Raw genomic sequence first — 23638 nt, 5'->3', positions numbered from 1 at the left:
CTAAAAGTAACATGCAAAACAAAGGATTTGTAAGGGTTTTTGCGATATTGCTCACACTGGTGTGTGTGTTCTATCTCTCCTTCTCTTTTGTAACTCGCCATTACACAAGTAAGGCCAAAGAGTTTGCAAAAGGCGATGTGAAAGTAGAGCAGGACTACCTCGATTCTCTGGCTAATGAGAAAGTGTATTTCGGCAATTGGACGCTGAAACAATGTCGTGAGATGGAAATCAGTTTAGGTTTGGACTTGAAGGGTGGTATGAACGTCATCCTTGAAGTTTCCGTACCCGATGTCATCAAAGTATTGGCTGACAACAAGACTGACGAAGCATTCAACCAAGCATTGGCCACTGCCGCCAAGCAAGCTACCACAAGCCAGGATGACGTGATCACCCTATTCGTCAGAGAGTATCACAAGCTTGCTCCGGGTGCTCCGCTGTCACAGCTGTTCGCAACCCAACAATTAAAAGACAAGGTAACTCAGAAATCTACCAACGCGGAAGTTGAGAAAGTATTGCGCGAAGAAGTAAAGGCAGCTGTTGACAACTCCTACAATGTACTTCGTACCCGTATCGACCGTTTCGGTGTAGTTCAGCCCAATATCCAGAGTCTGGAAGACAAAATGGGCCGTATCATGGTAGAACTTCCGGGTATCAAAGAGCCTGAACGTGTAAGAAAATTATTACAAGGTTCTGCCAATCTGGAATTCTGGGAAACATACACAGCAAAAGACGTTACTCCCTATCTGCAAGCTGCCGACACCAAGTTGCGTGCCATCGTTGCAAGCGAAACTCCGGCAGAAGAGGCAGACAGCGCAGCTACCGAAGCTCCTGCCGTAGCCCAAGCTACCAGCACAGCCGACAGTCTTGCCGCTGCTTTAAAGGGTGAAAACAAGACACAAACCGCTGACCTTGCACAAATAAAGAAAGAACACCCGCTGTTCGCAATCTTGCAAGTCAACCCCAGCGGACAAGGTCCTGTTGTAGCCTATGCCAACTACAAGGATACAGCTGAAATCAACAGATACCTTTCCATGCCGGAAGTTCAGGCCGAAATGCCGAAAGACTTGCGTCTGAAATGGGGAGTATCTCCTTATGAATATGATCCGAAAGCTCAGACTTTCGAACTTTATGCCATCCGTTCCACAGAACGTAACGGCAAGGCGCCTCTGGAAGGTGATGTAGTGGTTAGCGCCAAAGACGAATACGACCATTACGGTAAACCTGCCGTAAGTATGTCTATGAACACTGACGGTGCACGTCGCTGGGCTCAGCTCACCAAACAGAATATCGGCAAGAGCATCGCTATCGTGTTGGATGGTTATGTTTATTCCGCACCGAACGTAAACAATGAAATCACTGGCGGTAACTCACAGATTACCGGTCACTTTACTCCGGAACAAGCAAAAGACTTGGCAAACGTGTTAAGATCAGGTAAGATGCCAGCTCCTGCGCACATCGTACAAGAAGATATCGTAGGTCCTTCACTGGGACAAGCTTCCATCAATGCCGGTATCATGTCATTCATCGTAGCATTGATTCTGCTGATGGTTTACATGTGCTCTATGTACGGATTCATTCCGGGTATGGTTGCCAATGGTGCTTTGGTGCTGAACTTGTTCTTCACATTGGGGATCCTTTCCTCTTTCCAAGCAGCATTGACGATGTCCGGTATTGCCGGTATGGTGTTGGCACTGGGTATGGCTGTAGATGCCAACGTATTGATTTACGAACGTACCAAAGAAGAACTCCGTGCAGGCAAGGGTGTAAAGAAAGCATTGGCTGACGGTTACTCCAACGCCTTCTCTGCTATCTTCGACTCCAACTTGACGTCTATCATCACCGGTATTATCTTGTTCAACTTCGGTACAGGTCCTATCCGTGGTTTTGCCACTACATTGATTATCGGTATCTTGATTTCGTTCTTTACTGCCGTATTCATGACGCGTCTGTTCTATGACCATTTCATGAGCAAGGACAAACTGCTGAATCTGACATTCTCTTCCAAGATTTCAAAGAACTTGATGGCGAATGCACACTTCGACTTCATGGGCAAGAACAAATTGTGGCTGACCACTACGGGAGCTATCATAGTGATATGTATCGCTTTCCTCGCTACCCGTGGATTGAGCCAGAGTATCGATTTCACTGGTGGACGTAACTTCAAAGTACAGTTTGAGAATAAGGTAGAGCCGGAACAAGTTCGCGAGCTTATCTCCAGCAAGTTCGGCGATGCCAATGTCAGCGTTATCGCCATCGGTACGGACGGTAAGACCGTACGTATCAGTACCAACTACCGTATCGAAGAAGAAGGTAACAACATTGACTCTGAAATCGAAGCATACTTATACGAAACACTGAAACCGTTGCTGACTCAGAACATCACTTTGGAAACCTTCATCGACCGTGAAAACCATACGGGCGGAAGTATCATCAGTTCCCAGAAGGTAGGTCCGAGTATCGCAGACGATATCAAGGTTTCAGCCATCTGGTCCGTTGTACTTGCATTGATTGCCATCGGTATTTATATCCTGATCCGTTTCCGCAATATTGCATACAGTATCGGTTCAGTAGCCGCATTGGCTTGTGATACCATCATCATCCTGGGTGCCTACTCTATCTGTTGGGGCTGGATGCCGTTCTCTCTGGAAATCGACCAGACCTTTATCGGTGCCATCCTGACAGCTATCGGTTACTCTATCAATGACAAGGTGGTAATCTTCGACCGTGTACGCGAATTCTTCGGCCTCTATCCGAAGCGTGACAGATTCCAGTTGTTCAATGACTCATTGAACACAACTCTGGCACGTACCATCAATACTTCACTGAGTACTTTGATTGTGTTACTGTGTATCTTCATCCTCGGTGGTGATTCCATCCGCAGCTTCGCATTTGCCATGATTCTGGGTGTTGTATTCGGCACACTGTCTTCTCTGTTCGTTGCATCTCCTATCGCATATCTGCTGATGAAGAACAAAAAAGGTACCGAACCAGCTGTAGAAGTAGCCAAATAAGAATTTGGACAAAAAACTATAAACTAAAAAAGGAGGAAATCCGAAATGGATTTCCTCCTTTTTTGTAGTCTCGCCGGGAATCGAACCCGGATCTAAAGTTTAGGAAACTTCTATTCTATCCGTTGAACTACAAGACCTTTTGCATAGATTCTGCATATTGCAGTAGATTGCGGATGCAAAGATAATGTATTCTGTCGATTTTCCGAAAAAAGTTTTGTTAATCCGATTAACTTTACGAAATTTGTCGGTCAGTGATAGAATACAGTAACCCCCAAAAATTAATCTATAGTAATTCGTAAGTTATGGCAAACGACATGATGGTCAAAGAACTGGAGCAAGTGGTAGTCCGCTTCTCCGGAGACTCCGGCGATGGTATGCAGCTCGCCGGCAACATCTTTTCAACAGTTTCGGCTACCGTGGGCAATGATATCAGTACATTCCCCGACTATCCGGCAGATATCCGCGCCCCGCAAGGCTCACTCACCGGTGTTTCCGGTTTTCAGGTACATATCGGTGCAGAGAAAGTCTATACCCCAGGTGACAAATGCGACGTATTGGTAGCGATGAACGCCGCCGCACTGAAAACCCAATATAAGTTTGCTAAATCCACTGCTTGTATCATCATCGATACAGATGCTTTCCAGAAGTCAGACTTGGAAAAGGCCGCTTTCAAGACCGATAATCCGATAGAGGAAATGGGTATTAAGCAGGATGTCATCGCCGCCCCCATCTCGAAGATGGTGAAAGACTGCCTTGCCGACACCGGAATGGACAACAAGTCCATGCTGAAATGCCGCAATATGTTTGCAGTAGGCCTGGTATGCTGGCTGTTCAACCGCGATCTGAAAATAGCCGAAGATTTCATCCGCGAGAAATTCGCCAAAAAGCCCGAAATTGCCGGGGCAAATATCAAGGTCATCCATGCAGGATATAACTACGGACACAACACCCATGCTTCCGTAGCCCATACATATAAGATTGAAAGTAAGACTACCGTTCCCGGCAGATACATGGATATCACGGGGAACAAAGCAACTGCTTACGGTTTCATCGCCGCAGCTGAAAAGGCTGGCTTGAAGCTGTTCCTCGGCTCCTATCCCATTACTCCGGCAACCGATGTACTGCACGAACTCTCCAAGCACAAGTCTCTGGGCGTGATGACCGTGCAATGCGAAGACGAGATTTCCGGTTGCGCCACTTCTATCGGCGCCGCTTTTGCAGGTGCGCTGGCTGTGACCTCCACTTCCGGTCCCGGTGTCTGCCTGAAATCGGAAGCTATGAACCTGGCAGTCATTACAGAACTTCCGCTGGTTGTGCTCGACGTGCAACGTGGCGGTCCTTCTACCGGTCTGCCCACCAAGTCAGAGCAGACAGACTTGTTGCAGGCATTGTTCGGCCGCAACGGTGAAAGCCCAATGCCCGTCATCGCCGCCTCTTCACCCACAAGCTGTTTCGACGCAGCCTACATGGCAAGCAAAATTGCACTGGAGCACATGACCCCGGTCGTATTGCTGACCGACGGCTTTGTTGCCAATGGCTCCGGCGCCTGGAAGCTGCCCAAACTGGCAGACTATCCCGCCATCACCCCTCCCTACGTGACTTCCGAAATGAAGGACAACTATACTCCGTACAAACGCAATCCCGAAACAGGTGTCCGCTATTGGGCCATCCCCGGACAAGAAGGCTATATGCACATCCTCGGCGGTCTGGAGAAAGACAGCAATACCGGTGCCATCTCCACCGATCCCGAAAACCATGACTTGATGTGCCACCTGCGTGCCGAGAAGGTTGCCAAAATCCCCGTACCTGATGTAGAAGTGCAAGGCTGTGCAGACGATGCCGATTTGCTGATTGTCGGTTTCGGCGGTACATACGGCCACTTGTATTCGGCCATGGAAGAGATGAACAAGGCAGGCAAGAAGGTTGCCCTCGCCCACTTCACTTATCTGAATCCGCTCCCCAAGAACACGGAAACCGTTCTGAAGAAGTACAAGAAGGTGGTAGTTGCCGAACAGAATCTCGGACAATTTGCAGGTTATCTACGTATGAAGATAGACAACTTCACCCCGTACCAGTTCAACGAAGTCAAAGGACAACCGTTCGTCGTTGCCGAGCTGGTCGCAGCGTTCAATAAATTAATTGATAATTGACAGTTGACAATTGATAATAACCATGCGTAATATGCGGATTATCAATGACCAGCCACCAATTATCAACTATCAATTATCAACTATCAATTAAAAAAGATTATGTGCGAATATACAGCAAAAGACTATAAAAAAGGACAACCCCGTTGGTGTCCGGGTTGTGGTGACCACTTCTTTCTGGCTTCACTGCACAAAGCAATGGCAGAAATCGGCAAAGCTCCTTGGGAGAATGCCGTCATCTCAGGTATCGGCTGCTCCAGCCGTCTGCCCTATTACATGAATACGTATGCGATGCAGACCATCCACGGACGTGCTGCTGCCATCTCTACAGGTGCCAAGGTTGCCAATCCCAACCTGACGGTATGGCAAATCTCCGGCGACGGTGACGGTCTGGCCATCGGCGGTAATCACTTCATCCACGCCGTACGCCGTAACATCGACCTGAACATGATTCTGCTGAACAACCGCATCTACGGTCTGACCAAAGGTCAATATTCTCCGACCTCTCCACGTGGTTTCGTCAGCAAGTCGTCTCCCTATGGTACGGTAGAAGATCCATTCCACCCGGCAGAGCTTTGCTTCGGTGCCCGCGGCCGTTTCTTTGCCCGCGCGGTAGCTACCGATGCTCCGGGGACAGTGGAAATATTGAAGGCAGCCATGGCTCACAAAGGGGCTTCCGTTTGCGAGATTCTGCAAAACTGCGTTATCTTCAATAACGGTACGCATGACTCCGTAGCCAAAAAGGAAGACCGCGCCAAGAATGCTATCTACTTGAAACACGGCGAACCAATGCTCTTCGGCGAGAACAACGAATACGGACTGATGCAGGAAGGCTTTGGTCTAAAAGTCGTGAAACTCGGTGAGAACGGCATTACAGAGAAGGATATCCTCATCCACGATGCCCACTGCATGGACAACACCCTGCAACTGAAGCTTGCCCTGATGGAAGGTCCCGACTTCCCGATTGCACTCGGTGTTATCCGCGATGTGGAAGCTCCTACTTACGACGATGCTGTTCATGAACAAATCGAAGAGGTGTCTGCCAAGAAGAAGTATCACAACTTCGAGGAGTTATTGATGACGAATGATACGTGGGAAGTAAAATAAACCACTAAGATTTATTAATATCATGTTTGCACGAAACAAATAAGGTGCAAACATGATATTAATTTCCTAAAAGTAAGAGTACCTCCCTATCCTTTCTCTCCCAAACATAGATACTTATTACGCCAAACATGCAGTTCTTCCATCAAGAATAACTATATTTGCCACAGTAACCATAGTAGTCACATTTTGAAAGTAATTCTCTGATTTATACTGGCTTAATATCAATCTCACAAACCGCAGGCTGATAGCTCTTTCGTTCGAGTAATCCTTCCCGGATAAAGGTCAAAAACACTCCCACCCTGAAAAAAAATGCAACCACTGCAACTGCACCAGATTTTATTGTAGTGATAGAGCATACCTCCGATGAACAAGGCTACCAATAAGGGTCGACAACAAGACTTCAAGGGAAGAGAGGGAAATTGTGGAATACCTACTGTGGATTTTTTCCACATCTCCACACCACAAACACCCGAACTTCCCTTTTTCCCGATAGAAAATAAGCAATTGATTATCAACATTATTCATCCTTAAAAGGATAGTCTGCCTTTCGTTTGGCATACCTCTTGCTAAAATATCTGCCGAAAGGACGTAACATTTATAATAAGATAAATCAATTATTTTTCAGTAGTATGAAAATCAGGATGAGAAAACGGTGTGACATTCCACATTCAGCGTCGCACTTCCAAAAAAGTTTGATTATTGCAAGTTGGTTATTAACATTTCTTTTCACCGGAACAGCCTTTGCACAAGAGAACCGAACCATTACAGGCATTGTAAGAGATGTAACGGGAGAACCGCTTATCGGTGCCAGCGTCATACAGAAAGGCACCAACAACGGCGTCATTACCGATGTGGACGGCAACTTCACACTGACCGTTCCTGCAGATGCAACACTCTCTATCGCTTACATGGGCTATGCTACTCGGGAGATAAACCTGGCAAAACGAAAAAAGCAAGGCGACCTGAAGATTACACTCAGCGAAGATACCCAGCAACTGAAAGAAGTCGTAGTAACGGCAATGGGTATCAAAAAAGACACGAAACGTGTCGGCTATGCCATCAGTACCATCAGTGCAGACGAATTGGTAAAGGCAGGAGCACCCAACTTTGCCTCTGCCATGTACGGTAAAGCACCGGGAGTCCGCATCACACAGACACAAGGCGGTTCTGCCGGAGCTGTCTCCATCAACGTACGCGGACTGACTTCCATCACTGGAAATAACCAGCCACTCATCATTCTGGACGGTGTACCCATCCGCAACGGCGGCACGGGTAAAAGCACGGACTTCGCCGAATTTGGCAACGACGGACAAATCCGTTCCAATGGTCTGGTAGACATCAACCCAGAGGACATCGAGAGCCTCAGTATTCTGAAAGGAGCTTCCGCCACAGCTCTCTACGGCTCGGAGGCTGCAAACGGTGCGGTAGTCATCACTAGCAAGCGCACCAAAAGCGGCAAGCTGACGGTGGACTTCAATGCCCAAGTCATGGCAAACTTACCGGCTTATCTACCAAAAGTACAGACCGTATACGGGCCGGGAACCTACAACACCGCATACAGCGATTATGAGAAACAGACGGGAGGCTTCTATCAGAGAACCCTAAACGGACAAAGCTACAAAAGCCTCCGTTCCACCACCTTGTCCTTCGGCCCGAAATACGACGGCAGCGAGGTACTTTACTGGGACGGGAAGATGCGCCCCTACCAGGCACTGACCGACAACCCGTGGAAAGAGTTGTTTCGCACCGGCTGGACCCAGACTTACAATCTCGCCATCTCACAAGGGACGGAAACCACCAGCAACCGCTTCTCCTACACATTCATGGACGAGATTCCCAATGCCCTGACCGGAAGCTTCACCAAACACAACTTCAAGCTGACCGGTTCGTATCAACTGGCGAAACCGCTGAAACTGGAATACTCCCTTAACTACATCGTACAGAATGTAGAAGACCGCCCGCAAACCTCGCTCAACCTATACAGCGGTTTCGGCAACATGTTCTCCACCTTCCTGGACATTCCCTATCTGAAACAAAGTTACGTCACCAGTCTGGGATACCGTAATACCTTTGTCGGAGGAAACGCCACGCTGACTCCTGAGGAATCATGGGCCTACGACCCCAGTTACGCCACCGGAGTGAACAACATGCTGTGGAATATGTACCATCACCATAGCGACGAGACAGAGAACCGGCTCATCGGTATGATTCGCCCCACCTGGCAGATAACCAACTGGCTGAGTCTGCGCGCCCAGGTTTCAACTGATATCACAGATGTGAAGCAAACACTGAAATATGAAAGCGAACAACCCAATTCCCTATACGACCCCAACGGTAGCTTCCAGTCCATCAACCGCCGTTACGACATTGTCTATGGAGATGTTATGTTGAACTTCAACTATAATATCAACCGCTTCGACATTGCCGCCACCGTAGGCTGGACCGGACGCTACGAAAATATGAACAATATGAGGGTCTCCACCAATGGCGGGCTTGTCACGGAAAACTGGTTCGACCTCAATGCCAGCCGCTACACGCCAAGCAGTACCCTGCAACGTATGGAACTACTGAAAACCGGCTATATGGGTACACTGAGCCTGGGATGGGACAACTATCTATTCCTTGAACTGACCGGACGCCAGGAACGCTCGTCTACCCTAAAAGACCAAAGTTTTTTCTATCCTTCCGCCAATCTGAGTTTCCTCTTCACCCAAGCCTTCCACATGCCGTCATGGTGGAACTATGGAAAACTGCGCCTCTCATACGGTATCGTAGGAAATGCTCCTGAAACCTATACCGCCAATATCGTCTACGAGCAAGGTTCGGACAACGGATTCACCTGGAACACCATTCCCTCTTCATGGGGGAATGCAGATATCCGTCCGGAAAAGAAGTACGAATACGAGATAGGTCTGGAAAGCAAGTTCTTAAACAACCGGTTGGGTATAGATGTATCTTACTACAACAACCGTGTAAAGGACCAGATACTCTCCACGCCGCAACCTTCCACATCAGGCGTAAAGAATGTGTTGATGAATGTGGGCGAGGTAGCCAACCACGGCTGGGATATATCAATCAGTGCCACTCCCATACTGACCAGAGATTTCCGCTGGGACCTGACAGCCAACTATGGTGTATATAAGAACAAAGTAGTGAAACTGGCCGATGGAGTGCCCTATCTGGAAATACTCAACTCCGGAGGTAGTGGAATAAAAATACAAGCTGTGGAAGGCCAGCCAATGGGTGACATCTATGCGCAGGTTCCCCAGGTGAACGAAAACGGTGAGTACCTCGTTTCCGATAAAGGTCTTTACCTCAACCAAACCGAATTGCAGAAAGTCGGCAACATCAATCCGGCAGGCGTAGGAGGTCTATTCAACTCTTTCTCCTACAAGAATGTATTCCTCGATTTCAGTATCGACTTCCGCATCGGAGGAGATGTTATCAACGAAATGAACCAATATGCCACCGCAGTGGGTCTGACACCCGAATCCCTGAAGTACCGTGATACGGAACACGGCGGACTATCCTATTACTATCCGGGCGACAACAATTCCAGCGGAATTCCGGTACAAGTAGACCCTTCCACGGGTGTCGGCCCCAACGGAGAGATAATCTACCACGACGGCATCATTCTTCCGGGTGTAGTGGCCTCCACTGGCGAAAGAAACACACGTATCATTCCGGCAGGCTATTACTACAACACCACCTATAATTGGGGAACGGAGGCCGAACAGCTGACATACCGCCATTCGGTATTCGACAATTCTTATGTCAAACTGCGTGAATTGACCATCGGCTACCAATTTCCCGAAAAGATGATCTCCAAACTGGGACTGGGCCGGCTGAGTGTGTCGGTCTTCGGACGTAATCTCTTCTACTTCTACAAAGCACTGAAAAACTACGATGCGGAGTCGTCCGTCGGAACATCCTGGGCCAACCAGGCTACCGTGGGAAGTTCTACCACAGCTACCCGCAGTTTCGGTGTTTCACTTCGTGCAAGTTTCTGACAAAACAACCATCCAAAAAACAAAAAAGAGTATGAAAAAGACAAAGATATTATCTCTTGTTTCATTGGGAGCATTCCTCCTGACAACATCAGGCTGTACGGATTATGACTTCGACAGCAAATACGAAGACCCCTCCAAAGTAACCCAAGTCACCATCAGTAATCTGATGGTAGGAGTCTTCCAAAAAGTAAAGGACTATGATGTTTACGAATACAACCGGTTCTTCGGATTCGATTCACAGTTTACGGGCAAGTATGCACAAACCTTCGGCTACTCCAACACTACGGATATGTATACCCCCGGCTATATACCCGCCATTGACGGACAGTGGGACAATGTGTATTCGGCACTGGCCCAGTTCCGCAAGCTGGAATCTCTCTACGAGGAAGAAAGCGCGGCAGAACAAGCCCAGGACGAGGCATTCTATCTTGCCGCCAAAGTACAGTTGTACGATTTCTTTGCCGCCACAGTGGACGTTTTCGGGGATATGCCTTTCTCGGAAGCTTGTACGCTGCCGCTTACCAACGATGTAGGTAAATCGTATGCTCATTATGACAAGGCCGAGGATATTTATAAAACCATTCTTGATGAGCTCAAAGAAATTGCTCCACGGTTCCGTTCCATCCCCACACCGAGGAACTTCAATACACAAGACTTTATCAACAACGGGGACATGGACAAATGGGAACGCTATGCAAACTCCTTGCGACTGCGCCTTGCCATGCGCGTAGCCGCGCAAGGAGACTTGCAGGCGGAAGGCCGTACCGCCATCAAGGAAATCCTGGAAAATCCGTCAGCCTATCCGTTGATAGAGGAACAAGAAAACAACATTCTCATTGTCAACCAGAAGTCTGGGCAACTGAACTTCACCGCAGGCCACGGACTGGGTGACTGGGTAACTAACCGACTTGCTTCGGGCGCCATCATCGACCGCATGCTGGGCCATGGCAACTATGATATGACCAGCAATGACCCACTGAGCGGCGTTTATGTGAAAGGAGAAGACGACCCGCGCATCCTGCTCAACTTCAATCCCGTGAAGATTACCAACCAAAACACCGGTCAATTGGACGAACACCGTTATCTGGGCACAGACCTTACCGTGGCAGATGAGCTGACGGAATATTACAACTCGCAGGCACAAGACGAAGTCAATACCAGCAACACCGGTTTCTCACAAATCACGCAGAAAGGTTTCTTTTGGGAAAACGATAAATTCGACATGCTGATAATGGCCTCACCCGAAATCCATTTCCTGAAAGCGGAATCCTATGAAATGGGGTATGGAGTGGCAAAGAATGAAGCAAAAGCGGAAGAAGAGTTCAAAAAGGCTGTCAGCCAGTCCATCACGCTTTACTACTATTACGACTCGGTAAGTACGGGTGAAAACGCACGCCGGTATAATGCCCCCACTGCCGAAGAAACAGCCTCTTTCGCTGCTGCCAAATGGAACAGCACGGAATATGCAGACAAGCTGGATGCTATCATTACCCAAAAGTGGCTGCATTTCGGTTTCCTAGCCAGTCGTGAGGCATGGAGTGATATCCGACGTACCGGCTATCCGTCCGGCCTGGCCTTCCCCGAAGTGGCCGGTACCATCACAAATGTGCCGAACCGCTGGAGATACCCGAATACGGAAGTCAACTACAATCCCTACTATAAAGAGGTGTCAGCCGAAGACACTTACTACCACAAACTGTTCTGGGCAAAATAAGGACTTTGTTCGCAAACCCATTTTGCCCGAAGAGTATATCATACTCACCACAGAATAACACGGATTAACACAGATTGCCTTAGGAGTTCTGATAATAAAGAGCTTTTAGCAGTGTTAATCCGTGTTATCCTGTGGTGAGTATGTATTTGCCCCCTCTGTTTCTTTTATTCCGAACAGTATCCCTCCTTTTTTAGAAATCTTAAGGATTTCCCGGTAGGGAGATTGCGGGAAACCACTGTCTTTAATGAACGACGGACAAACATCGCTTCCGCAAAAACTGAACTATAACATAACGGACTAAATGAAAAAGTATCCAAATGACTTGATTGGCGACATCATGAAAGCCTTCGGCAAATATGCCGACCGACCGGCATTCGTCATCGAAGACACGGCCTGCACTTATGGAGAGCTGGCAACTTGCGTACAGAAAATATCCTCCCTATTCAAGGACAGAGAAGACAAAATTATCGGCATCGTCGCAGAAAACAGACTGGAAACATACGCATCCATACTATCTGCACTGATTTGCGGAAAGACATACGTCATCCTGCATCCTTCCTACCCCAAACATAGGAACGACAGAATTGCCGACTCGGCAGGCATTCGCCTCGTGCTGCATACCGAGAATATCCATGTCTTGAACCTCGACACCCGGAATCTGGAACTGATATGTACCTCCGAAATAGAGCAGGCAGAGAACTCCGCCACGTTCCATGCCGCAGAAGACATCCTCCATACGGCAGAAGAGGAAAATGCCTACATCATCTTTACCTCCGGAAGCACGGGCGAACCCAAAGGAGTACCCATCTCCCGCCGTAACCTGAATGCTTTCTATACCGCCTACCACCGCCTCGGCTGGCAACTGGACGAGAACGACCGGATGCTGCAGATGTTCGAACTCACTTTTGACGTTTCCATCGTATCCTTTCTATATCCGCTGACGCTGGGTGCTTGCATATACACCGTTTCTCCGGAAGGCGTGAAATACATCAACGTAATTGAAACTCTGGAAAAATACGACCTGACCTTCGCTGCCGTGGCCCCTTCACTGCTCCAGCTGCTACGTCCCTATTTTCCGGAGATACACCTCCCCGCACTTAGATATCTAGTGGTTACTGCCGAGGCTTCTGACGCGGAGCTGTTGGATGCTTTCAGAAAATGTGTCCCCAATGCCTCTTTCATAAACCTATACGGACCGACAGAGGGAACCATCTACTGCACTGCCTACCGGATACCCGTCACCTCCTGCAAGCATCACAACGGCATGACCGCTATCGGAAGGCCTTTCGAAGGCATCGATGCCCTAATTATGGATAACGACGGTCGCCCGCTGCCTACCGGAGAAACCGGCGAACTATGGATTAGCGGCAATCAAGTGATGGGTGGATACTGGAATGCTCCCGAAAAAAACGGGGAATGCCTCGTAGAGACCGCCAATGGAAAAGTATACTACAAGACGGGAGACCTCTGCCGGATGGATGCCGACGGTGACATCATCTATTGCGGACGAAAAGACTCACAGATAAAGATACAAGGATTTCGCATCGAGCTGAGCGAGATTGAACATGTGGCAAAAAACTTTTTCAACGGTGAATGCCGTGTAGTCGTCATTCCCAAATACGACAACGGCAATCAGTGCGAACTACATCTCGTCGTAGAGAAGAAACAGCTCGACAAACAGCAGATGGAGGAATATCTGTATAGCAGGCTTCCCTACTACATGATTCCCAAGCATATGCATTGCCTGGAACAGTTTCCGCTGAACACCAGTAGCAAAACAGACAGAAAGAAAATACAAGAACTAATTTAAACTTGACAATGGATACACAGACTATTTTGAATGAAATGAGCCTCATCTTTCGGGAGGTACTGAAAAGAGAGAACATTGTACTTGACAATGAGACCACCGCCCAGGATGTGGAAGGATGGGATTCACTGACCAACATGCAACTGATAAACAAGATAGAGAAGAAATTCAATGTACGCTTCACCTTCAGAGATATTGTAAAACTCAAAAACGTGGGAGACATCTGCCATGCCATTTTAACCAAAACCAACTAGGAAATGTCATTCATATCCCTGAACTTCGTCGTACTGTTTGCGTGTACTTTCATTCTATACCATACGCTTCCTTCACGATTCAGAAAAGCGACCTTACTGACAGCCAGCTGCCTCTTCATAGGCTTCTACCACCTCGCTTTTCTGATAACGGCCCTCATCCTCACGCTTACCACCTTCTACCTTGGCAAATGGATAGGACAGGCCAAGCGGGAAAGCGGCATGAAGGGAATTTATTTTTCAGGTGTGTGTTTTCTGGTTGTAAGCTGGTTGGCATTCCGGTATGCTGACCGGCTTACAAACTGCCACATTCTCTTTCCACTGGGAATCTCTTTCTATACTTTCCAGGCCATTTCGTACCTGACAGAAATCTACTGGCAAGAAGAAGAACCGGAAAAGAGCCTGCCCGACTTCATGATATACATGCTCTTCTTCATGAAGTTCCTTTCCGGTCCCATAGAAAGAGCAAGTGACATGCTCCCCCAACTGAAGTCCTGCAAAGCCACGGACTATACATCCATGGTCTACGGAATGAGACTGATTGTCGTGGGACTAATAAAGAAACTGATACTGGCCGACTCCATCGCCCCATACATAGACGGTGTCTTCGGGTCGGTATACACAGCCTCGGGCGTGCAATTGCTGATGGCATGCCTCCTATATCCGATAGAGCTGTATGCCGACTTCTCCGGATATACCGACATCGCATTGGGAGGAGCGCGCATGCTGGGATTCAAGCTCAGCCCAAACTTCAACCGGCCGTTCATTGCACAGACCACTGCCGACTTCTGGCGCCGATGGCACATGTCGCTTTCATTCTGGGTACGCGACTATCTGTACCTCCCGTTGTCCTCGAACCTGCGTGGATGGGGACAATGGGGCGTATTTCTAAGTCTGGCGCTGACCTTCACGGGACTGGGTATCTGGCATGGTGCCGGATGGAACTTCGCTGTCTACGGACTAATTCAAGGTGTCATCATCTTCTACGAGATGAAGACCACAGCATTTCACCGCAGACTGAAAGCCCAATTGGGAAGCCGCTTATATGCCACATTATCCGTCGTAAGGACCTACCTACTTTTTGCCGTATCTCTGATATTCTTCCGGGCAAGTTCTATGGCCGAAGCGTTCCACTACATCAGCCACCTCTCCTTCGGCGTACATTACAGTTGGAAGGAAATGAACATCGGAATGCCGGACCACAACAGCATTGTGGCAGGAAGCGCACTCGTACTGATATTGGTTTACGAATATTTCATGTCCAAGCATGATTTGCTAGAAGCCCTCGGACGACAGCCGGCAGCCGTAAGATGGAGTATCTATTATCTGCTCGCCATAATACTTTTCACACTGGGACAGTTCAACTCGGACAGCTTCATATATTTACAATTTTGACAATAAAGACACATGATGAAGAAAAACAGCGAACGGAACGCAGCCATACGTTTCATGAAAAAGCTATTTATCCTTTTTATCCCTTTTATAGCCCTACTGGCAGTCTATTTCCTGGACGACCCTTTCATGGTCCTGAAGAACTATGAACGATACGACCAAACCCCGGTTGTACTAAACGAAGGGCACGTGGGGTGGCAGATGTATCTGAACAACCGGGATACTATCCCCATCGACTCCTATATCATGGGAAACTCCTGCACTATGGCTTATCAATGCCATGAATGGGAAAAATACCTCCACGGTGGAAGAGCCGTACGGTTATTCGGAAATGCCGAAAGCCTTGCCGCCGTCTGCCTGAAGCTGAAGGCACTGGACAAGGCAGGTGCAACAATCAAGAACCTGCTGCTGATTATCGACAAGGAATCATTGCACAACGACCGCTGCCTGACCGGACATTCCAACATTCTGCCGCCCGCCATATCGGGAATAAGCAACTTCAAGTTCCAGAAGGAATTCTGCCAAGCCTTCTTCTACCCGAACTTTCTCCTCCCCTATCTGGACTACAAGCTGTTCCACACCTATCGCCCTTACATGAAAGGGGTGATAAATCCCTATGGCTCCACCCGAAACCCGGTAACCAATGATGTGCTGAATCCCAGGGAGGAAATGATAAAGGAAGAGGGAGATAAGTACTGGGAAAACCGGAAAGGAGAATTCACCAAAGAGAAAATGAAGAATTATAGAGACGGGAAATACCGGGAAGCCCCCCAAGTGCTCAGGGAAAAACAAGTCAGCTTGTTGCAGGAAATAAAGTGGATTTGCCGGAAGCATGATACCGATGTGAAAATCATTATCAGTCCCGACTACCTGCAGGTCAACATAAGCCCTGCCGACGTAAAGACACTGAAGCGCTTCTTCGGAAAACGGAATGTATTTGATTTCACCGGTATCAACGAATACACGGAAGACATCCACAATTATTATGAACCGGGTCATTATAGGCCCGCACTTGGGAAAAGGCTGATGGAAAAGATATATGAACCTTATATCTTGTCACCGAACGCCAAATCTCCGGCATCTCCCAGCCCGGGAACGATATAGGAATGCTCGTTCATCTCCGGGTCGATTGCTGCACACCACAAGGTCACTTCATCTCCAGGGAACAGCTTTTCCAGATGCTCTACGCCCTGCTGGCTGGCTATGACACAAGCTATCTGCAACTTGGCTGGCATCCCCTTCGTAATGAAGGCCTTCCAGGCCAATTCCATACTTTCTCCCGTGGCAAGCATCGGGTCTACAATCAATAATGTCTTCTTGGACAAATCCGGAGTAGCGATGTATTCGATGTGTACATCCACCGTGCGGCATTCCTTATCCTTATAATAACGGTAAGCGGAAACAAAAGCATTCCCGGCATGGTCGAACATATTCAAAAACCCAGTATGCAAGGGCAGCCCAGCACGGAAAACAGTGGCAATCACCACCTCGTCATCGGGTGTGCTGACCGACGCCACTCCCAAGGGAGTCTGTACCTGCTTGACAGAATACGTCAGTTCCTTACTCATTTCATACGCCATTATCTCTCCAATGCGTTCAATATTACGGCGGAAACGCATACGGTCGCCCTGGACTGCTACATCACGAATTTCTGCCACGTATTGGTTCAAGACAGAATTTGTCTCGGCAAAGTTGATAACCTTCATAATTATAGAATGTTTTGATGTGCAAAGTAAACGAATTTCACCCAATTTGCAACATTCAGTTAGCAGATATTGTTATGGTTTTATAAAAGATTTCCTATTAGAGAAAAATTTCTCTAATAGAGCTTTTCTTTAAAAAGAAAGTATTACTTTTGTAGGCGAAAAACAAGGGACCTGCTGAAAAGCAGGAAAAAAAGAGCTTTTCTACACCCGTTTTTCCTTGTAAATCAAAGGTAAAAGAGATTAAGGAAAGAGATTATAAACCAAATACCAACATTTTAAATCATTAAAAGAAATGGCAAATTTAGATTTAAGCAAGTACGGTATCCAAGACGTGAAGGAAATTATCCACAACCCGTCTTACGATGTACTGTTCGCAGAAGAAACCAAACCAGGTTTGGAAGGTTTTGAAAAAGGTCAGGTAACTGAACTGGGTGCTGTAAATGTAATGACAGGTATCTATACCGGTCGTTCTCCTAAAGATAAATTCTTCGTAATGAATGAAGCCAGCAAGGATTCTGTATGGTGGACTTCTGAAGAATACAAAAACGACAACAAACCTTGCTCTGAAGAAGCTTGGGCTGACCTAAAGGCTAAGGCTGTAAAGGAATTGAGCGGCAAGCGTCTGTTCGTTGTTGATACTTTCTGTGGCGCCAACCCCGCTACTCGTATGAAAGTACGTTTCATCATGGAAGTGGCATGGCAGGCTCACTTCGTAACTAACATGTTCATCCGCCCGACTGCTGAAGAACTGGCTAACTACGGAGAACCCGATTTCGTATCATTCAACGCTTCTAAGGCAAAAGTTGACAACTACAAGGAACTGGGTCTGAACTCTGAAACAGCTACTGTATTCAACTTGAAGACCAACGAACAGGTTATCTTGAACACTTGGTACGGTGGTGAAATGAAGAAGGGTATGTTCTCTATCATGAACTACAAGAACCCGTTGCGTGGTATCGCTTCTATGCACTGCTCTGCCAACACTAACATGGAAGGTACTGACTCTGCTATCTTCTTCGGTCTGTCCGGTACTGGTAAGACTACCTTGTCAACTGACCCGAAACGTCTGTTGATCGGTGACGATGAACACGGATGGGATGACGAAGGTGTATTCAACTACGAAGGTGGTTGCTACGCTAAGGTTATTAACTTGGATAAAGAAAGCGAACCCGATATCTACGCTGCCATCAAGCGTGACGCTCTGTTGGAGAATGTTACAGTAGCTGCTGACGGTAAGATTGACTTCGCTGACAAGAGCGTAACAGAAAACACTCGTGTTTCTTATCCTATCTACCACATCAATAACATTGTTAAACCGGTTTCTAAGGGTCCTCACGCTCACCAGGTAATCTTCTTGTCTGCTGACGCATTCGGTGTATTACCTCCGGTATCTATCTTGAACCCTGAACAAGCTCAGTACTACTTCTTGTCTGGCTTTACTGCTAAGTTGGCTGGTACAGAACGTGGTATCACTGAACCGACTCCGACATTCTCTGCTTGCTTCGGTGCTGCTTTCCTGAGCCTGCATCCTACTAAATATGCAGAAGAATTGGTTAAGAAGATGAACAAGGTTGGTGCTAAGGCATACTTGGTTAACACTGGTTGGAACGGTAGCGGCAAACGTATCTCTATCAAAGATACTCGTGGTATCATCGACGCTATCCTCGACGGTTCTATCGACAAGGCTCCGACGAAGGTTATTCCTTTCTTCGACTTCGTGGTTCCTACTGAATTGCCTAATGTAGATCCGAAGATTCTTGATCCTCGCGATACTTACGAATGCGCTTGCCAATGGGAAGAAAAAGCAAAAGACCTGGCTGGCCGCTTCATCAAGAACTTCGCTAAGTTCACTGGCAACGAAGCTGGTAAGGCTTTGGTTGCTGCTGGTCCGAAGCTCTAATCTGACAATAAAGTTAGAAACATATGGAAAAGGTATCTCCTCCGGGAGATGCCTTTTTTCTTTTTTAATATCTCTATCTCATTGATAATCCGAAAGTTTTAGTAGTTTTGCAGAAACCATTATTCAAATAAAGCAATATGAAAAGTATCAGATTGATGTTGGCAGGCGCAAGTTTGTTGCTGCTCTGCAGTTGCGGTGCCCAGGTCCAGAAAGAGACCCAAGTTGCCAATGCAAATGAAAGCAAAGAGAATACGGTGATTGAAACCATCATGTCACGCCGCAGCATCCGCCAGTACAAACCGCAAGCCGTGAATCGCGACACCATGCAGATTATCCTGGATTGCGGTATCAATGCACCCAACGGACAGAACAAGCAATCGTGGGAAGTGCGTGTAGTGGATAACCCGGATTTCATCAACGGAATTACGGAAATCTACAAGAAGGAAAATCCCAAAGCCGCCGAAGACCCGAAATTCAAGAACATGTTCCGCAACGCTTCTACAGTAGTATTTATTGCCAATGACCCGTCTTATGACCTTTCACAGATTGACTGTGGACTGTTGGGTGAGAATATGATTCTATCAGCCTGGTCCATGGGAATCGGTTCTTGCTGCTTGGGCGGTCCCACGCGCTTCATGACCTCTACTCCGGCTGCTGCCGAATACCTGAAGAAACTGGATATTCCGGAAGGCTATCAGCTACTTTACTGTATCGCTTTCGGCTATCCGGACGAAACGCCCGCTGCCAAACCCCGTAATGCGGCAAAGGTAAAATTCATCGATTGACTTTCGTTTGAATGACGACAATAAAAAGGAGTGCCTCACCTTTCGGCAGGGCACTCCTTTCATATATAACAACTAAAACTCTTCTGTTTATCAGTTCTTGTTTGCGCGTTTACGCTCAAGCTCATCGAGGATAACCTTACGCATACGCATTGATTTAGGAGTAACTTCCACATATTCATCCTCCTTGATGTACTCCAGTGCCTCCTCAAGAGAGAACTGTACGGGAGGAATCAGACGTGCCTTGTCATCCGAACCACTGGCACGCATATTGGTAAGCTTCTTGGACTTCGTTACATTAATCACCAAGTCGTTGTCATGGGAATGCTCGCCCACTACTTGGCCTGCATAAACCTCTTCCTGCGGGAAAATGAAGAATTTGCCGCGGTCCTGCAACTTGTCAATGGCATAGGCAAAAGCCGTACCGGACTCCATGGCAATCATAGAACCGTTGGTACGCCGTTCAATCTCACCCTTATACGGTTGATATTCCTTAAAACGGTGTGCCATGATAGCCTCGCCGGCAGAAGCGGTCAACACATTGGTACGCAGACCGATGATACCGCGCGACGGCATGTCGAACTCAAGATTTACACGTTCGCCGGCACTTTCCATCTTCACCATTTCACCTTTACGACGGGTCACCATATCAATCATCTTGCTGGCATATTCTTCGGGAACATTGATGGTAAGCTCTTCAATAGGTTCGCATTTCACGCCGTCAATCTCCTTGAAGATTACCTGCGGTTGCCCTACCTGCAACTCATACCCTTCACGACGCATGGTCTCAATCAGTACGGAAAGATGAAGCACGCCACGGCCGGAAACAATCCACTTGCCGTCTTCCTCGCTCTTGCGCACGCGAAGTGCAAGATTCTTATCCAACTCCTTCATCAAACGGTCGTGGATGTGGCGGGAAGTAACAAACTTACCTTCCTTACCGAAGAACGGAGAGTCATTAATGGTGAAGAGCATACTCATCGTAGGTTCATCAATGGCAATAGGCGGCAACGCTTCCGGATTTTCGTAATCGCAGACCGTATCTCCGATTTCGAATCCTTCGATACCTACCAACGCACAGATGTCACCGGAAGACACTTCCTGCACCTTTACACGGCCCATACCTTCGAATGTATGCAATTCCTTGATTTTTGATTTCACGATACTCCCGTCACGCTTTGCCAAAGACACATTCATGCCTTCTTTCAATATGCCACGGTGTACGCGGCCCACAGCAATACGCCCGGTATACGAAGAATAATCCAGCGAAGTAACCAGCATTTGCGGTGTACCCTCCAACTGTTCGGGGGCAGGAATATTCTCCAAGATACAGTCCAGAAGCGGATAAATGTTATCAGTCGGCTGCTGCCAGTCGGTACTCATCCAATTATTCTTGGCAGAACCGTAGATAACGGGGAAATCCAGCTGGTCCTCGGTTGCATTCAGGCTGAACATCAAGTCGAACACCATCTCGTACACTTCTTCGGGACGGCAATTTGGCTTATCCACCTTATTCACAACAACGATAGGTTTCAGACCAATCTGCAGAGCTTTCTGCAATACAAACCGTGTCTGCGGCATAGGACCTTCGAAAGCATCCACAAGCAGAATGCATCCATCCGCCATATTCAATACACGTTCCACTTCACCTCCGAAGTCACTGTGTCCCGGAGTATCAATAATGTTAATCTTGGTGTCTTTGTAGTTGATAGAAACGTTCTTTGAGAGAATCGTTATACCTCGTTCACGCTCCAGGTCATTGTTATCCAACATTAATTCACCTGTGCTCTGGTTGCTGCGGAAAAGGTTTCCGGCCAAAAGCATCTTGTCAACGAGCGTCGTTTTCCCATGGTCCACATGGGCAATAATTGCAATGTTTCTAATCTTTTGCATATAATACCTATTATTTTCAAGCGACAAAGTTAGTGATTTTGGATTAGATATGCAGTATAGATATGATTTTTTTGCTGAATATCATTGTGATATAAAAGTTTATCCCTATCTTTGCAGCCCCGAAAGGGAATATTTATAATAACTTTTAATTAAACATTATGTATTTAGACGCTGCTAAAAAGCAAGAAATCTTCGGCAAATACGGAAAGTCTAACACTGATACTGGCTCAGCTGAGGCTCAGATAGCTTTGTTTTCCTACCGTATTGCTCGTCTGACTGAGCACCTTAAGCTCAACAGAAAGGATTATAGTACAGAAAGAGCTTTGACTATGTTGGTAGGTAAACGCCGTGCGTTGCTGACTTATCTGAAGGACCGCGACATCACCAGATATCGTGCTATCGTCAAAGAACTCGGCTTGCGTAAGTAATCTACTTGCGGCAAAACCATTAAAAAAGGAAGTTTTCCAAAAGGAAACTTCCTTTTTTGTTTATAATCCGATTTATACCTAATTTTGTATCCATGAAAAGAAAAGTATCAGCAGCAAATCTTTCGATAGCAATCACTTTTCTATTGATACTGCTATCATTCGGCTTCGGTTATCGCAGCTATTCGCAGGCAGAACAACGTGTGGTCTCTGACCTGAACCAGGCACTGCAACGCACAGTATTGCAGAACAAGGGATTATGGTTGAATGCGGACACAATCCAGACTTATGCCAAACTACAAGAAGTGATAGGTGCCCCCGTTTCTGTAAACGGTTCCCACAGAGCCTTTACCGAAGCATTGTCCATCACCGGATTGAAAGATGTCTCTACCCTTTCGCTGCATATACTGAAAAAGAACTCTCCCGCCACCGTATTCAATGAGATTCCTGCCGGATGTCTTGCCAGCGACACATTGGTATGGCTCTCCACCACAGCCGATGCATCTGGACTGACACTTTCCTTCCGGGGATATGCCCGTTGCTCAGCTACCATGCTGTTCAGCTTATCCAAGCAGACAATTCCGGCAACATTGCTATTGGCCGCCCTGCTGTGGGGAGGATTCACCTTTTTCTATTTCCGTCGGCGCACAAAGACTAATGCCAGTAACGGGCAGCAACAAGAAAACTTCATTACCTTCGGCAACCTTTCGCTTTCCCTCCAGGAAGCCTGCTTCTATAACGAACAGCAGGAAAAGCTAAAACTCACCCCCATGCAGTACACACTGATGGAGATGTTCTACCTTTCTTCCTCACACCTACTTTTCAAATCCGACATCTGCCAATCGCTATGGCCGGGAAAAGACAATGCAGACGAAACGCTTTACACATTGATACGGCGTCTGAAGCCCATTGTCGAGGATAACAGCAACCTCAGAATAACAACAGATCGTGGCCGCGCCTACGGACTGGAAATAAAAACCTAAACATTATAGAATCATGAAGACTAACAAACTTATCCTATTAGGGCTAATCTGCCTGACTGTCGCAATGCCGACAACCGCCCAAAACCGTAACGAAAAGAAAGAGCGCACTGAACGTGCTGTAAAAGAAGCTATTGCTGCTAAACAATACAAAATCAACGTAGATCGGATGCAACCGATGAGAGGCGGTAGCCGTAACTTGACCACCAACTACACACTGGAAATCAGAAACGACTCCGTTTTCTCTTACCTGCCTTACTTTGGAGTGGCCTACAATGCTCCGTATGGAGGAGGCAAGAGCCTGAATTTCAATGCATCCATCACCGGATACACAACCAGAGCACTCAAAAAAGGCAAAATCCAAATAGACTTCAAGACCCGTAGTGATGAAGACAATTATGAGTACCGCCTCACCATCTTTCCCGATGGTTCTACCAGTATCCATGTGCAACCCATGAACAAACAGTCCATCTCGTTCACCGGAGAGATGGATACAGAAAAGTAATCATCTTC

16 protein-coding genes and 1 tRNA gene are annotated in these 23638 nt (G+C 47.3%); 14 read left to right on the top strand and 3 right to left on the bottom strand.

Annotation, left to right across the window (positions count from 1 at the left end; all coding sequences use genetic code 11):
• Positions 1–11 precede the first annotated feature (11 nt).
• Positions 12–3011, top strand: coding sequence for a protein translocase subunit SecDF (secDF, locus tag DXD78_RS18630; protein ID WP_009037629.1), 3000 nt, complete (start codon positions 12–14; stop codon positions 3009–3011).
• 65 nt (positions 3012–3076) lie between these two features.
• Here secDF and DXD78_RS18625 read toward each other — a convergent pair.
• Positions 3077–3148: transfer RNA gene (locus DXD78_RS18625), tRNA-Arg, on the bottom strand.
• A 165-nt stretch (positions 3149–3313) separates the two neighbouring features.
• Between DXD78_RS18625 and DXD78_RS18615 the strand changes: the two genes are divergently transcribed.
• The 8 genes from DXD78_RS18615 to DXD78_RS18580 all read left to right on the top strand — a co-directional run bounded on the left by DXD78_RS18615 (position 3314) and on the right by DXD78_RS18580 (position 16543).
• Complete coding sequence (locus DXD78_RS18615) at positions 3314–5161, top strand: 2-oxoacid:acceptor oxidoreductase subunit alpha (protein ID WP_009037628.1); 1848 nt, start codon at positions 3314–3316, stop codon at positions 5159–5161.
• Positions 5162–5260: 99 nt separating this feature from the next.
• Entirely contained in the window at positions 5261–6265 is a 1005-nt protein-coding gene (locus tag DXD78_RS18610; protein ID WP_005834397.1) for a 2-oxoacid:ferredoxin oxidoreductase subunit beta, read from the top strand.
• A gap of 629 nt (positions 6266–6894) precedes the next feature.
• Entirely contained in the window at positions 6895–10275 is a 3381-nt protein-coding gene (locus DXD78_RS18605) for a SusC/RagA family TonB-linked outer membrane protein (protein WP_009037627.1), read from the top strand.
• Positions 10276–10306: 31 nt separating this feature from the next.
• Positions 10307–11989, top strand: coding sequence for a SusD/RagB family nutrient-binding outer membrane lipoprotein (locus DXD78_RS18600; protein ID WP_008662569.1), 1683 nt, complete (start codon positions 10307–10309; stop codon positions 11987–11989).
• Positions 11990–12290: 301 nt separating this feature from the next.
• On the top strand, positions 12291–13799 hold the full coding sequence (locus DXD78_RS18595; protein WP_008662567.1) for an amino acid adenylation domain-containing protein: 1509 nt from the start codon (positions 12291–12293) through the stop codon (positions 13797–13799).
• An 8-nt stretch (positions 13800–13807) separates the two neighbouring features.
• Positions 13808–14050: an acyl carrier protein gene (locus tag DXD78_RS18590; RefSeq protein WP_005830717.1), complete on the top strand. Its 243-nt coding sequence runs from the start codon at positions 13808–13810 to the stop codon at positions 14048–14050.
• Positions 14051–14053: 3 nt separating this feature from the next.
• Positions 14054–15442: an MBOAT family protein gene (locus DXD78_RS18585; RefSeq protein WP_008662563.1), complete on the top strand. Its 1389-nt coding sequence runs from the start codon at positions 14054–14056 to the stop codon at positions 15440–15442.
• Positions 15443–15454: 12 nt separating this feature from the next.
• Positions 15455–16543 carry a hypothetical protein gene (locus tag DXD78_RS18580; RefSeq protein WP_034529249.1) on the top strand — a complete coding sequence of 363 codons (1089 nt, stop codon included), beginning with the start codon at positions 15455–15457 and terminating at the stop codon, positions 16541–16543.
• Here the strand turns inward: DXD78_RS18580 and upp are convergent.
• Complete coding sequence (gene upp / locus DXD78_RS18575; RefSeq protein ID WP_009037624.1) at positions 16486–17145, bottom strand: uracil phosphoribosyltransferase; 660 nt, start codon at positions 17143–17145, stop codon at positions 16486–16488. The two genes, DXD78_RS18580 and upp, sit on opposite strands and share 58 nt — an antisense overlap.
• A 292-nt stretch (positions 17146–17437) precedes the next feature.
• Between upp and pckA the strand changes: the two genes are divergently transcribed.
• Together pckA and DXD78_RS18565 are read left to right on the top strand one after the other, a co-directional pair.
• The gene (pckA, locus tag DXD78_RS18570) at positions 17438–19045 is read left to right on the top strand and encodes a phosphoenolpyruvate carboxykinase (ATP) (protein ID WP_005830728.1); all 1608 of its coding nucleotides are present in this window, start codon (positions 17438–17440) and stop codon (positions 19043–19045) included.
• Positions 19046–19182: 137 nt separating this feature from the next.
• Complete coding sequence (locus DXD78_RS18565) at positions 19183–19830, top strand: nitroreductase (RefSeq protein WP_005830732.1); 648 nt, start codon at positions 19183–19185, stop codon at positions 19828–19830.
• A 90-nt stretch (positions 19831–19920) separates the two neighbouring features.
• Here DXD78_RS18565 and typA read toward each other — a convergent pair whose 3' ends face one another.
• Positions 19921–21720 carry a translational GTPase TypA gene (typA, locus tag DXD78_RS18560; protein ID WP_005830735.1) on the bottom strand — a complete coding sequence of 600 codons (1800 nt, stop codon included), beginning with the start codon at positions 21718–21720 and terminating at the stop codon, positions 19921–19923.
• Between the two features lie 158 nt (positions 21721–21878).
• On the opposite strand from typA, the gene rpsO reads away from it, so the two are divergent.
• The 3 genes from rpsO to DXD78_RS18545 all read left to right on the top strand — a co-directional run bounded on the left by rpsO (position 21879) and on the right by DXD78_RS18545 (position 23630).
• Positions 21879–22148, top strand: a complete 270-nt coding sequence (gene rpsO, locus DXD78_RS18555) for a 30S ribosomal protein S15 (RefSeq protein WP_005830737.1) — start codon at positions 21879–21881, stop codon at positions 22146–22148.
• 92 nt (positions 22149–22240) lie between these two features.
• Entirely contained in the window at positions 22241–23128 is an 888-nt protein-coding gene (locus DXD78_RS18550; protein WP_005830741.1) for a helix-turn-helix domain-containing protein, read from the top strand.
• Positions 23129–23141: 13 nt separating this feature from the next.
• Positions 23142–23630 carry a DUF4251 domain-containing protein gene (locus DXD78_RS18545; RefSeq protein ID WP_005830743.1) on the top strand — a complete coding sequence of 163 codons (489 nt, stop codon included), beginning with the start codon at positions 23142–23144 and terminating at the stop codon, positions 23628–23630.
• Positions 23631–23638 lie beyond the last annotated feature (8 nt).

Origin of the sequence: Bacteroides sp. D20, from assembly GCF_003436255.1 — a bacterium.
Taxonomy (GTDB): domain Bacteria; phylum Bacteroidota; class Bacteroidia; order Bacteroidales; family Bacteroidaceae; genus Bacteroides; species Bacteroides uniformis.
Note: the sequence above shows the minus strand (reverse complement) of the source record. Positions and strands in the feature narration are given on the sequence as shown.

Coding starts and splice junctions, on each gene's coding strand:
- DXD78_RS18545 (WP_005830743.1), top strand. CDS start 23,142: ATGAAGACTAACAAACTTATCCTATTAGGGCTAATCTGCCTGACTGTC.
- DXD78_RS18585 (WP_008662563.1), top strand. CDS start 14,054: ATGTCATTCATATCCCTGAACTTCGTCGTACTGTTTGCGTGTACTTTC.
- upp (WP_009037624.1), bottom strand. CDS start 17,145: ATGAAGGTTATCAACTTTGCCGAGACAAATTCTGTCTTGAACCAATAC.
- DXD78_RS18610 (WP_005834397.1), top strand. CDS start 5,261: ATGTGCGAATATACAGCAAAAGACTATAAAAAAGGACAACCCCGTTGG.
- DXD78_RS18590 (WP_005830717.1), top strand. CDS start 13,808: ATGGATACACAGACTATTTTGAATGAAATGAGCCTCATCTTTCGGGAG.
- DXD78_RS18580 (WP_034529249.1), top strand. CDS start 15,455: ATGATGAAGAAAAACAGCGAACGGAACGCAGCCATACGTTTCATGAAA.
- DXD78_RS18565 (WP_005830732.1), top strand. CDS start 19,183: ATGAAAAGTATCAGATTGATGTTGGCAGGCGCAAGTTTGTTGCTGCTC.
- DXD78_RS18615 (WP_009037628.1), top strand. CDS start 3,314: ATGGCAAACGACATGATGGTCAAAGAACTGGAGCAAGTGGTAGTCCGC.
- DXD78_RS18550 (WP_005830741.1), top strand. CDS start 22,241: ATGAAAAGAAAAGTATCAGCAGCAAATCTTTCGATAGCAATCACTTTT.
- DXD78_RS18595 (WP_008662567.1), top strand. CDS start 12,291: ATGAAAAAGTATCCAAATGACTTGATTGGCGACATCATGAAAGCCTTC.
- DXD78_RS18600 (WP_008662569.1), top strand. CDS start 10,307: ATGAAAAAGACAAAGATATTATCTCTTGTTTCATTGGGAGCATTCCTC.
- DXD78_RS18605 (WP_009037627.1), top strand. CDS start 6,895: ATGAAAATCAGGATGAGAAAACGGTGTGACATTCCACATTCAGCGTCG.
- typA (WP_005830735.1), bottom strand. CDS start 21,720: ATGCAAAAGATTAGAAACATTGCAATTATTGCCCATGTGGACCATGGG.
- secDF (WP_009037629.1), top strand. CDS start 12: ATGCAAAACAAAGGATTTGTAAGGGTTTTTGCGATATTGCTCACACTG.
- pckA (WP_005830728.1), top strand. CDS start 17,438: ATGGCAAATTTAGATTTAAGCAAGTACGGTATCCAAGACGTGAAGGAA.
- rpsO (WP_005830737.1), top strand. CDS start 21,879: ATGTATTTAGACGCTGCTAAAAAGCAAGAAATCTTCGGCAAATACGGA.